The sequence below is a fragment of the Acinetobacter sp. 18QD2AZ41W genome (assembly GCF_009829025.1).
GTDB lineage: Bacteria > Pseudomonadota > Gammaproteobacteria > Pseudomonadales > Moraxellaceae > Acinetobacter > Acinetobacter pseudolwoffii.
This window is the reverse complement of record NZ_WURP01000002.1, coordinates 500,311-512,959: the sequence shown is the minus strand read 5'-3', so window position 1 is coordinate 512,959 and position 12,649 is coordinate 500,311. Positions and strand designations below refer to the sequence as shown.

The following is a 12,649-nucleotide window of genomic DNA, read 5'->3' as shown; positions in this document are numbered from 1 at the left end:
CATTGACAGCAATAGAGCTTAAATCAAAGCTGTATTTTGGCTTTTATAAATCTCTCATTTGTTGAATATGATCGTGATGATGATATTCATAAGTTTGAAAGAGATGGTGGATCATTTTGTTATTTTAAAAGCATTAGATGAGGTCAGAATATTTTAGGTCGAAATCGATGAGAGATCTAAAGCTCGGTATCTCTGCATCACTTTTAGAATGATAAAAAATCAACATTATCTTGGGCAAAAAATTATGGATTTTACTTTTAACGCATTTTATACCTTGATTGCCGCAGTTATTGTTTTGTTACTCGGCCGATTCCTGGTTAATAAAATCGATTTTTTAAAGCGCTACAATATTCCTGAGCCGGTCGCGGGCGGTTTGGTTGCGGCGATCATCTCATTGCTGGTGCATTCATTGTGGGGATATAGCATCACCACCAGTGCAGAATTACAAACCAGCTTTATGCTGATTTTCTTTGCTTCGATTGGTCTGAGTGCCAACTTTTCCAAGTTGCGTGAAGGCGGGATCGGTCTGGTTATTTTCCTGTTTGCTGTTTCGGCTTTCATTATTTTGCAAAATGCGGTCGGCATAAGTCTGGCCACATTACTGGGTATTGACCCCTTGATTGGCCTGATTGCAGGCTCAGTTACCTTAACCGGTGGTCATGGTACTGCGGGGGCATGGGGGGAAATTTTTGAAGTTGAACATGGTATTCAAGGTGCGCTGGCACTAGGTATGGCCAGTGCGACTTTTGGATTGATTATCGGCGGTATTATTGGCGGACCTTTGGCCAAGTTGCTGATCAACCGTTATAACCTGGCGACTGCACGTACCGATCAGCAGATCGAAAAGCGTGACAATACGCCAATGGACAGCACCACCAGCGAATATGTACCGTTTGAATATCCGCATCAGGTGCGTTTAATTACCGCTGATAATGCAATCACGACCTTGGGCCTGTTTGCAGGCTGTTTGGCTTTTGCAGAGTTTATGACGGGTTTCAGTAAAGGTACAGCATTTGAACTGCCAACATTCGTGTGGGCATTGGCGGGTGGTGTCATCCTGCGTAATGTACTGGAAGGTATTTTCAAAGTTCAGATTTTCGATCGTGCGATTGATGTGTTCGGTAATGCTTCATTGTCGCTGTACTTGGCGATGGCATTGTTGTCATTGAAATTATGGCAATTGGCTGACCTTGCAGGACCACTGATGGTAATTCTGGGTGCACAGACTATCACCATGGCTTTGTATGCCGGTTTTGTAACTTTCCACCTGATGGGCAAGAACTATGATGCTGCGGTACTTGCAGCGGGTCACTGTGGTTTTGGTATGGGTGCAACACCGACAGCGGTTGCCAATATGCAGGCGATTACCAATATGTATGGTGCATCACATAAGGCCTTCCTGATCGTTCCATTATGTGGCGCGTTCTTTGTTGACCTAATCAATGCCACTGTTATTCAAATGATCTTGAAGTTCTTTGTATAATTTAGACCTGATACGATGAGTCATAAGCTCATAAGGATGTGACATGAATGATCAGTTAAATGAAACCTTGCTCGGCTGGATTAATGCCCTGAATGGCCCTTTATGGGACTTTCTAGTGGTGTTTCTGGTCGCAGTCGGTATTTTCTATACGATCATGACCGGTGCAGTACAAATTCGTTTGTTCTGGCACAGCATGAAAGTCATGAAAAATAGCCGTGGCAAGGTTCAGGATACACATGGGATTACCCCGTTTCAGGCCTTTGTCACTGGTCTTGCAAGCCGGGTCGGGGTGGGTAATGTTGCGGGTGTGGCAATTGCCATTGCGATTGGCGGGCCGGGCGCGGTGTTCTGGATGTGGGTTACTGCATTTCTAGGTATGAGCTCTGCTTTGGTGGAATCCTCATTGGCGCAATTGTTTAAGGTGCGCGATCATAAAAACCAGCAATTCCGTGGTGGCCCCGCGTATTACATTACTCAGGGGCTAAAACAGAAATGGCTCGGGATTGTCTTTGCAATTGCATTGATCACGACCTATGGCTTTGTGTTTAATGCGGTTCAGGCCAATGCAATTAGCGGCGCAACCTCGCATGCCTGGGGCTGGGATCAGGCGAACCTGCTGCTGCCCTTAGGTGGATTGAATCTGGAAATATCATGGGTCGGTCTGTTCCTGGTTCTAATCACGGCTATGATTATTTTTGGCGGGATTAAACGGATTGCGAAAGTCGCTGAAAGCTTTGTGCCTTTTATGGCCGTGCTTTATCTGGCGGTGGCCTTGTATATTGCCGTGATCAACTACGATGTCTTGCCCTCCATTTTTCAGCTGATTTTCAGTAAAGCCTTTGAGTTTGAAGCTGCCGCGGGTGGTTTCTTTGGTGCCATGATCTCTATGGCCATGATGATGGGGATCAAACGCGGTCTGTTCTCTAACGAAGCCGGGATGGGTTCAGCACCGAACGCTGCCGCAGCCTCTGATGTGAAGCATCCGGTCAATCAGGGTCTGGTACAAATGCTCGGGGTATTTGTAGACACCTTTGTGGTGTGTTCATGTACTGCGATTATTATTCTGGTCTCGGGCCTGTATGAAAATGCCGGTTTTGAAGGCGTGACCCTGACTCAGATGGCGCTGGAAAGCCAGATTGGTGCCTGGGGTGATGATTTCTTGGCCTTGATCCTGTTCCTGTTTGCCTATTCTTCGATTATTGGTAACTATGCCTATGCCGAAGGAAACGTGCAGTTTATCAATAACAATCGCCGGGTCATGCTGATCTTCCGGATTTTTGTGTTGATCATGGTCTATTTCGGTTCTGTCGCCAGTGTGCCATTGATCTGGAATATGGCGGACCTGTTTATGGGCATCATGGCAAGTATTAACTTGATTGCGATTCTGTTGCTGATGCCATTCTTGCTCATGCTACTCAAAGACTATACCGGTCAGTTGAAGCGTGGCGTGAAAGAACCTGAGTTTAAACTGGATAATCATCCTAAGTTTAAAGACAAGGTCAAATCTGATATCTGGTAACCCTGAAAAGCAAAAAGCCCTGATCATTCAGGGCTTTTTTATGGCTGGAGTATTTTAAAAGAAATTCAAATAACTTTGATAAAGGATAAAACCCAGAATCAGGCTGAACCAGACTGGTAATTTTGAACGGAGTAAAGCAATCATTACCGCAACGAACAGCAGGTCGGAGATACTGTTAAAATAATGTTGTGACAGATTCAGGAGCAAAGCCAGTAACAAACCGACTACCGCTGCATTAATTCCCATCACGGCCTGATGGATTTGCCGTTGCTGCAGTAGCCATGACCAGTAGGGCAAGGTGGCAAAGATCAGAAAAAATGAGGGTAAAAAGATTGCACAGGTCGCTAAAAGTACATTCAGCCAGAGATAGGGCGTCCACGGCAGCACAGCGCCCATATAACTGGCAAAACTGAATAGTGGCCCGGGCATGAGCTGGGCAAATGCATAGCCAAGATCAAAAGATTGCGCATTCACTATGCCAGTCGCGACAAAATCCTGATGGAGTAAGGGCAAAATCACATGACCACCACCAAAAACCAGCGAACCGGTCTGATAAAAATCACTCAGGAATTGTAGGCCCGACCCATTCGATAGTTTATCCGCTAGGGGCAGCAGCAAAAATGGCAAGATAAATGCCAGCAGCCAGTAGGGTGCAGCAGCAGATTGCAGATAAGGCGAGCTGATTTCAGTACTGTCACTGTCTTTGGGCTTGTTCGGATTTAATCTGGAAGAATATCCCATCAACATTCCACAAATTGCGCCGAGGATGATGACGAGAATCTGGTTATAACTCACCGAAATTACCGTCAATAATATGACAGACAGCAGCAGGACTGCATATTGCCAGGCCGTTTTACAGCAGCCTCGCAGCATCTGCCAGAATGCCCAGGCAATAACAGAAAATACAATGAGCTGAATGGTATGAAAGCTATTTGAGTTTAGAATATGAACATAGTGTTGACCCAGTAGCGCGACACCAGTCATGAGTATGATCGAGGGCAGGGTGAATCCCAGCCATGCCATCAATGCACCTAGATAACCACGTTGCAGATATCCGATAGACAAACCCACCTGACTACTGCTCGGACCCGGTAAAAGCTGCGCCAAAGCCACCAGTTGACTGTATTGGGTATCATTGAGCCATTGTAGTTGCATCACAAATTTGCGGTGAAAAAATACCAGATGTGCGGCTGGCCCGCCAAATGAAATACAGCCCAGTTGCAGGAAAATCAGAAAAATCCGGTACAGTGAAATGACTGACATAGCATGAAGGGGAAAATGAAGACAAACTACCCGAACTGTATGACAATTTTACGAAATTCTACAGATTATTTAAGCAGGTGTTTATACACTATGCTGCTTTAGTTAATGAGGACATTCTCTACATGCAGAAATATGTGTTGAGTATTGTGGCACTGGGTGCATTCGGCCTGAGTGGTTGTCAAACCACACCGATGACAGTCCAGTCAGCTACCAATCATCTACAACCTGCTGCGCAACGTGGAGAAGCTCAGGCACGTCCGAATCAAATTGATTTTGAAAAGATCAAGCAAACTGAACAGCGTCCGGTCATTGCTCTCGTTTTAGGCAGTGGTGGTGCGCGTGGCTATGCACATATCGGTGCGCTCGAAGTACTGGAACAGGCCGGTATTCGTCCGGATTTTATTGTTGGAACCAGTGCGGGCAGCATCGTCGGATCTATTTATGCCAGTGGTAAACCGGCGATTGAGCTGCGCAATATTGCCTTGAGCATGCGAGCAACCGATGTACGCGATATCAAACTGGATCGAAAAGGTTTTTTTGATGGCAAAAAAGTAGAAGACTATGTCAATTTACAAGTCGATCAAACTCCACTAGAAGCCATGAAAATCCCGATGTTTGTGGTGGCCACAGCACTAAAAGAAGGCAAGAAAGTCGTTTTTAATTACGGCAATACTGGACAGGCAGTACGTGCTTCAGTGTCGATTCCGAGTATGTTTATTCCAACAATAATTGAAGAAAAAGAATATGTCGATGGCGGGCTGGTCAGCCCGGTACCGGTGAATGTGGCACGTGAGCTGGGAGCAGATATTGTGATTGCGGTTGATATTCTGGCACAGCCTATTCATACGGAAACCAGTAATGTCTGGGGACTGTTTAACCAGAATATTAATATTATGCAGCAACATCTGGCACAAGAAGAATTAAAGCATGCCGATGTGGTGATCCAGCCCGATTTACGGGAAAAAGGGCATATCTTTGATGTACGTGGCAGAGAATTAACCATGCAGGCCGGCATTGATGCTGCACAGTTAAAACTGATGGATATTTCTCTCGCTTATCAAAAATATAATTATGCTCGCGGCCATCATATTCCGCTCTTTGTGGCTCAGGAACAGCAGCAGCCCTAAAGCATATTGCGGTTAAATTTTTTTGTTCATTTTTTATGAGATCGAACCAGGTAGGCAAAGCTATTGCATTCCTATGCTTTCCAGATTCTGATCTTAACACTGGCTGATCGTTATAAAAGATTAAATCATTGTTTCTGCATATGAATTGGCCAGAATTTTCAGGAGAGATAAACTTTATTTTGACTATAAGTTGTTGAATTATAAATTATATTTTTTTGGGAATAAGTGTTGCTTTTCTAAGTCGAAATTTTAATATTATTATTCCTATACTTAAGTTGATCAAATATTTAAATATTGTTCATGACAGAATGTGCTTTGAAAGATTAATGAATAGATGTAACGACAATGAATCAGATTAAAATTGGACATCAGGTCAAGTTGGCGCAATTTGAACACTATATTTTTACAGTGACAGCTGCACATCCGGATGGTTCTTTCACGGTCACTACCACACTGGATGGTCAGCAAATTCTCAGCTATGAAAATGTCGCCCAGGAAATGTTAAAACCACTCATGCGCTAAATCAGTAATGATTTATCCAACATCTTGAATTATTTTTTGCAAAATGAGAGCGGCCCGAAAAAAACTTGAGCTGGGTAAGCAGATGCTTTGGATCAATAAGTGTTTATTTGTTTGGAACTTAGCTTCTTGCTGAGCCTTGAGATCTGTTAAATATATTTTTTTCTGTATGAGTGCAGTTTCTATATCAATAATTATGATGCTTCATTTGCCGAATTGAACATTTTATTCATGTTAAAAACGCTATAATAATAAGCGATAACCTTGTCATTCAAAGAGTTCAAAGAAAACGATGGCCCCTTTAGATCAAATTGCAGCAGTGTCAGATGACCAGTCAGAGTTAACGATGTCAGTTCTCATGACGCCAGATATGGCAAATTTTTCAGGAAATGTTCATGGTGGAACCATTCTGAAATTACTGGATCAGGTGGCGTATGCATGTGCGAGTCGCTATTCGGGCAGTTATGTCGTGACCTTATCGGTAGACAAGGTGAACTTTAAGGAACCAATTCATGTGGGTGAGCTGGTAACTTTCTTGGCCAGTGTCAACCATGTTGGTCGCACCTCGATGGAAATCGGGATTCGTGTAGAAGCGCAGAATATTCAAAAAAGAACGGTACGCCATACCAATAGCTGTTATTTCACTATGGTGGCCGTAGATGAAAATGGCAAACCGAAACAGATTCCGGCTTTGAACCTGGACAATGACTGGAAACGTTGCCGTTTTGAAGCAGCCGAACAGCGTAAAGTCGCGCGTTTGCAAGAGAATCATCATCCTTCATGCAGTATTTATAAAAAGACTGCACAGAGTTAAGCGGTGATTTAAAAACATCTTCATAAGAGTAATGCCAGTCAGTTAACCAATTGACTGGCATTTTCTTTTTTAAATTGAGGATTATATGTGATAGGTGGAAAAGTCATCCGCAACTGTTTGAGGCATGGGGTGTATTGCACCGCAAGATTTAAAAAATGATGGTCTCCATGACAAATTTACGAGTCGAGGGTGGCTGACGAGTTTTGCGGTGAGGAATATGACTGCAAGATGCCTTCCTTGCGAAGTTCCGCTGCTCATTTGAATGAAATCAAAGTAACAAATGATATTGAAAATATTTGATTTAAAACCTTAAGACTCCATCATGAATGACTAAGCAGTTAAAGCGTCTATTTTTAAATTCTTTAACTGATCAGCATGACTTTATAAGAGAGTCTTTTTTGCCTTAATTTCAGTTTATGTCTGGAGCTTTATCGTTTTTTGCTCTAATATAAAACGATACGTATCGTATCGATTGTGTTTGAAGATAAGTAGACTTTATGAATCATGACGAAAAAAGCTCACGACGACAGCAATGTATTTTGCAAGCGGTTGCCGATGCATTGGCAGAGGGAGAGTATCATCAACTGACTATTGAGGCTGTTGCAGCACGAGCTGGGGTGGGAAAATCTACGATTTATCGCTGGTGGAAGCATAAATCGGAGCTGGTGCTAGATACCTTCAAACAGCATACGGTCTCAGTCTTTGAGCCTGATCCTGCAAATGACCTGAAAAGTAATCTGATTCGACAGCTAAGCTTGTTGTCTCAGGCGCTCAACCATCCGATTGGTCGGGCTTTACTGGTGGTAATCGCCAATCATCGTGAACTGGCCGGTGAATTCTTTCAGCAATATTTATTGCCGCGTCGACAGCAGACTCATCAACTGATTCAGCAAGCGATTGAACGTGGCGAGATTCGCGCGGATTATCCTTTTGATTTAATGCTGGACAGTTTGTACGGCCCGATCCATTACCAGATTATTTTTTTCAATCGTATGCCGGATGAAAATTACATCCGGGCGCTGGTTGAGTTAGTGCTGCATCCTGCTGTGATTCAAGCCTGAGCCTGGTCTATTTTTCTTAAAGTTGGTTTTTATGTCTCTCAGCCCCGAGCGTTTATGGAATCGCTCATTTATCCTGTGCTTATTCAATAACTTTTTTCTGTTTGTTTATTATTTTGCCTTACTGACCATCTTGCCGATTTACATCATGAAAGATTTAGGGGGCTCAGTCAAAGAAGCAGGTTTGGCACTGACCTTGTTTCTGGCATCATCAATTGCAGTTCGGCCTTTTTCCGGCATGATCATCGAAAAACTGGGCAAGAAAATCTCGATGCGCGGTGCAGGCGTGATTTTTGCGCTGTTTGCCTTTGGCTATTTGCTCATTGATAGCTTGTGGTCACTGTTGCTGGTGCGATTTCTACATGGCATTTGGTTCAGCATTTTGACCACGGTGGCGGTGCCGGTGGCCAATGAATTTATTCCAGAACAGCGTAAAGGCGAGGGCATGGGCTATTTTGTCATGTCGACCAATCTGGGGGTGGTATTTGGCCCATTGCTGGCCTTGACCGTCATTCAATTCACCAGCTTTAAAAGCTTATTTGGGATTCTGGCTATTATTATTTCTCTAGGACTGATTTTCTGCTGGATGCTGAAAATTACCGAACTGCCAAAATCAAGGCGGATTGGCACAGAAAAAACCAAATTAAGTCTACAAGATATATTGGAAGTCAAAGTCCTGGCGGTAAGCTGTGTGGCATTGCTGACGGCATTTGCTTATTCGGGCATCATGAGTTTTATCACGGCATTTAGTGAAAGCAAGCAGCTTTTGGCTTATACCAGCGTATTTTTTATTGTATTTGCGGCTTCGATGCTGTTGGTACGGCCGTGGGTCGGGAAAATCTATGATCGTAAGGGGCCAAGTGCTGTCATTTATCCTTCCTTTATTTTCTTTGCGATTGGCCTAGTCATGGTGAGTCTGATATCCAATCAATGGACGCTCTGGTTATCAGCGGTCTTTGTAGGGATCGGTTATGGTTCATTATTTCCATGTCTGCAGACACTCGCAATTCAATCTGTCGATAAGCAGCGTATGGGACATGCGATTTCAACCTTCTTTACCCTGTTTGATCTGGGTTTGGCGGTAGGTTCCGTGGTGATGGGCCTATTGATTGCCTATTGGGGCTTTGAAGCGATGTATGTGTCGAGTGCTGCACTCGTCATTGTGACGATCTTGGTTTATCGTCAGTATGTGGCCAAAAGACCAATACACGTACCGGAAAATCAGGAAGCATAAAATGGAATTAAGACATTTACGTTATTTTGTCACTGTGGCCGAGGAACTGAATTTTACCCGGGCTGCGGAAAAATTGAATACTGTACAGCCTTCCTTAAGTCAGCAAATCAAGGATCTGGAGCATGAGGTAGGCGTACAGTTACTGGAGCGAAATAACCGTAAGGTCAACCTGACCGAGGCCGGACAGGTTTTTTTAAAAGAAGCTTTGCTCAGTCTGGAACATGCAGAACGTGCGATCCACGCTGCCAGACAGATTGCCAATGCACATCAGGATCAGCTGAATATCGGATTTGTACCGGTTGCGGAAATGAAAGTCTTTCCCTATATCATGCCCAATATCCGCGCACATTTTCCTGAACTGAAAGCACTATTTCATAGTTTGACCGACGCTGAGCAGTTTAGTGCTTTAAGAAAAGGCCAGATCGATATTGCTTTTACCCGCTATCCGGGACAGTCGAGCGAGTTTGATTCGATCCGGATTTTTGATGAACCTTTAACCCTGATTGTGCCTAAAGATTCTCCGGTTGCGACCCTGCCACATGTCAGTATTAAGAGCTTTGAAAATCAGGATTTTGTCATTAGTGATGAGCAGGCTTCACCACAACTGCATCGAATTATTCAAGACTTTTTTAAACAGTCCAAATTGAAGGTCAATGTGGTGCAGCATTCAACCAATATCCTGCTCAATGTCAATCTGGTCGGAATGGGCGTGGGCTGGAGTCTGGTACCAGCCTATGTGATTCCATTACTCGGCGATAATATCGTGGTGAAAAAGACCCTTGAACCTTTGCCCATGATTGGGCTATATGCCAATTATCGTAAAGACCAAAAACATGTGGTGATTGATCTGATTTTAAAAGTCTTAAAAGAAAAGTTTTGTGTCGATCTTTTTTAAGATTTGCATCTTTGGTCTGCCTATATTTTAAAAGCTGTGCGACAGAAATGATCTGTAGCACATCTACGTAAATTGACACAGAAAACCGTTTTATACTGAAGCTCTAAAAATAAAAAATGGTTAAAGCAATATGATGAAGCTCTATAACAATCCACGATCACGGGGCCTGACCCTGTTGCCCTTATTGAAAGAATTGCAGATTGAAGACCAGATTGAGCAGGTGGAAGTGTCCTATGAATATATGCATCAAGCTGAATATTTACAGATTAATCCGATAGGAAAAGTTCCCTGTCTGGTCGATCAGGAGATTGTCATTTCAGAAATGGCCGCCATTTTTATCTATCTGGCAGATAAGTATTCCGACCAAGGCTTGGCACCTGCTTTGGATGATCCCAAGCGTGGGGCATATTTAAAATGGATATTGTTCTGTCATGGACCCTTCATCGAATATATCGATCTAAAAAATTTGCAGGTCTCGCCAGAAAATATTGAAAAGAACCGCAGAAGTTTAAGTTTCGGGAATGAAGCTGCAGTATTTGATTTTCTGAAACAGGGCATAAGCCAGGCCAATCCCTATTTGCTGGGTGAAGAATTTTCCGCAGCAGACTTATATGTGGCCTATTGTTTGGTCTTTGCGATCTCTGCGAAAATTTTACCGCCATTTGACGAGTTCAGACCTTTTTTACAACAAATGGCACAGCACGACTCCCTAAAAGATATCCAGTGGTTTCAAGAGTACCGAGTCTAACTCCTCGGTCTATATATTGTCCGAGATATCTAAAAACAATAAAAAACCACGCCGAAGCGTGGTAAAAAATGACCTTAAAATTATTTCAGGTACAGCTTTTTAAACAGTTGCTGGCTGGTGTTTTCCAGTGATTGTGGAATGGCCAGTGCGGCCACAAAACGGTCAGGACGCAAGATCACCACTGAATCGGAAGTATTGCCAAACCAGGAGCGAATTTCTGTGCCGTTATCACCAATGGTGATGACATCTTCAAACGGTTGGCGCTGGGTATTTTGTAACTGCACTGCCGGAATCACCTGAATGAATTTTACCCCGAGGGTTTTCCACTGTTGCAGTGTCTCTGGACTCAGGCCCCATTTTGGATCGACACCCCAGGCAATAATGGCAAAATCATTGCCGATGACTTCATCCAGTAACACTGTTTCACCTGATACAAGCTGAACTTGAGGCTGAATGAACATCTTGCCAATTGGAGAATTTTTGGCGCCGTTGCTCAAAAGCACACCATCATGATATTTCGGCATCGGTTTAAAGCGCATTTCCAGCAGGTACTGTTTGATCGGCTTGATATAGTTCAGGGCATAGGCGATACCGTCACGGACAAAACCTTGCCACTTTTTTGGTGGTGCCAATACATGACCGGCCATCACGGACAGATCAATCATGGCTTTGGCATGGTCTTTACGTTCAATCTGATAAGAATCTAAAAGTGCGGGGCCGGTTTTGCCTTGAACCACCAGTGCGACTTTCCAGGCCAGGTTAAAGGCATCCCGCATCCCGCTGTTATAACCCTGACCTTGCCAGACGGGCATAATGTGCGCAGCATCACCTGCCAGTAAAATACGGTCTACCCGGAATTTGTCCGCAATACGGGCATTATGGGTATAAACACGCTGACGGATCACTTCGATGCCGTCGGTACTTGGAAGCACTTTGGCCAGTAATTTGGCAATATTTTCCGGTTTGCTGAGTTCTTCCTGAGTTTCACCCGGCATGACCATAAATTCAAAACGGCGAATTCCATGGGGCAATGCGGCGGATACATAAGGACGTACCGGATCACAACACAGGTAAATATGCGGTGTCGCAAGCGGATCATTTTCAAGATCGATTACGATCCACTGATTTGGTGCAGTTTCACCCTCAAAAGCAATGCCCAGATTACGGCGTACATAAGAGTTACCGCCATCACAGGCAATCAGGTACTGGGCACGGACTGTTTCTGTATTCCCTTGTTCATTTTGCAGGTTAAGCGTTACACCCTCGGCATCCTGACTAAACTGGGTCAATTGACGTGAGAACAGCACCTGCGTATTTTCATATTGTTTTAAGCCCTGAAGCAGAACCTGATCGACTTGTGGCTGAATAAAGGCATTACGGCGTGAAAATCCAAATTCACGGGTTAAAGGTTGAATATCTGCAAAACAGCGACCCTTAGGTGTTAAAAAGCGCATAGCATGATTGGGCGTGGTATGGGGCAAGACTTGATCGACCAAACCTAAGGATTGAATGGTACGCAAAGATTCATCATCGATCCCAATGGCACGTGGATAATCAATCAAACTATCCAGTTGCTCGACCATCGTGACGCTCACGCCTTGCTTGCTCAGATAGTTGGCAATGGTTAAGCCTACAGGCCCAGCGCCGAGGATTGCTACATCAGTGCTGTAATTGGTATTGCTCATAGTGAATGTCCATTCAATCGACTTGCATTTCAATCTATTAAGGGACAGTTCTGAGCTGTAAACAAGTTAGGCGATAGTAGTTGAGCTATATGAATAATATTAATCTTAAGTGGGTTTTTATTATTTAAATAATTGAATTTAAATGATAAATTTAAAATAATTCAATAGTCATTCTCAATCCTGTGATCAGTTTTAACTATGATGGGCATTTAAATCTAGTCAATAAAAATGCTGAACCCGCAGCAAGCATGATTCAGCATCGATCAATATGAGGCAGTACAGGCTAAGCCTACTGGAGAAATAC

11 protein-coding genes are annotated in these 12,649 nt (G+C 43.7%); 9 read left to right on the top strand and 2 right to left on the bottom strand.

Annotation, left to right across the window (positions count from 1 at the left end):
• Window positions 1-244 precede the first annotated feature (244 nt).
• Window positions 245-1,483 (top strand): sodium/glutamate symporter, encoded by a 1,239-nt coding sequence (gene gltS / locus GVV58_RS05475; RefSeq protein ID WP_159516122.1) that lies wholly within the window; start codon window positions 245-247, stop codon window positions 1,481-1,483.
• A gap of 43 nt (window positions 1,484-1,526) precedes the next feature.
• Entirely contained in the window at window positions 1,527-3,002 is a 1,476-nt protein-coding gene (locus GVV58_RS05470; protein ID WP_074383429.1) for an alanine/glycine:cation symporter family protein, read from the top strand.
• Window positions 3,003-3,056: 54 nt separating this feature from the next.
• On the opposite strand, the gene chrA is transcribed toward GVV58_RS05470, so the two are convergent.
• Entirely contained in the window at window positions 3,057-4,265 is a 1,209-nt protein-coding gene (gene chrA / locus GVV58_RS05465; protein ID WP_159516121.1) for a chromate efflux transporter, read from the bottom strand.
• 122 nt (window positions 4,266-4,387) lie between these two features.
• On the opposite strand from chrA, the gene GVV58_RS05460 reads away from it, so the two are divergent.
• From GVV58_RS05460 to GVV58_RS05435, 7 genes are all read left to right on the top strand, one after another.
• Window positions 4,388-5,392 (top strand): patatin-like phospholipase family protein, encoded by a 1,005-nt coding sequence (locus GVV58_RS05460; protein ID WP_005169741.1) that lies wholly within the window; start codon window positions 4,388-4,390, stop codon window positions 5,390-5,392.
• Between the two features lie 345 nt (window positions 5,393-5,737).
• Window positions 5,738-5,914: a hypothetical protein gene (locus GVV58_RS15440; RefSeq protein WP_005097818.1), complete on the top strand. Its 177-nt coding sequence runs from the start codon at window positions 5,738-5,740 to the stop codon at window positions 5,912-5,914.
• A 289-nt stretch (window positions 5,915-6,203) separates the two neighbouring features.
• Window positions 6,204-6,725: an acyl-CoA thioesterase gene (locus tag GVV58_RS05455; protein WP_004280680.1), complete on the top strand. Its 522-nt coding sequence runs from the start codon at window positions 6,204-6,206 to the stop codon at window positions 6,723-6,725.
• Between the two features lie 497 nt (window positions 6,726-7,222).
• A complete protein-coding gene (locus GVV58_RS05450; RefSeq protein WP_005097816.1) occupies window positions 7,223-7,786 on the top strand; it encodes a TetR/AcrR family transcriptional regulator in 564 nt (187 codons plus the stop codon).
• Window positions 7,787-7,817: 31 nt separating this feature from the next.
• Window positions 7,818-9,017, top strand: coding sequence for an MFS transporter (locus GVV58_RS05445; protein WP_159516120.1), 1,200 nt, complete (start codon window positions 7,818-7,820; stop codon window positions 9,015-9,017).
• Between the two features lies 1 nt (window position 9,018).
• Complete coding sequence (locus GVV58_RS05440) at window positions 9,019-9,912, top strand: LysR substrate-binding domain-containing protein (protein ID WP_159516119.1); 894 nt, start codon at window positions 9,019-9,021, stop codon at window positions 9,910-9,912.
• Between the two features lie 133 nt (window positions 9,913-10,045).
• Complete coding sequence (locus GVV58_RS05435; protein WP_171502631.1) at window positions 10,046-10,660, top strand: glutathione S-transferase family protein; 615 nt, start codon at window positions 10,046-10,048, stop codon at window positions 10,658-10,660.
• 80 nt (window positions 10,661-10,740) lie between these two features.
• Here GVV58_RS05435 and GVV58_RS05430 read toward each other — a convergent pair whose 3' ends face one another.
• Window positions 10,741-12,345, bottom strand: coding sequence for a bifunctional 3-(3-hydroxy-phenyl)propionate/3-hydroxycinnamic acid hydroxylase (locus GVV58_RS05430; protein WP_159516117.1), 1,605 nt, complete (start codon window positions 12,343-12,345; stop codon window positions 10,741-10,743).
• Between the last annotated feature and the right edge of the window lie 304 nt (window positions 12,346-12,649).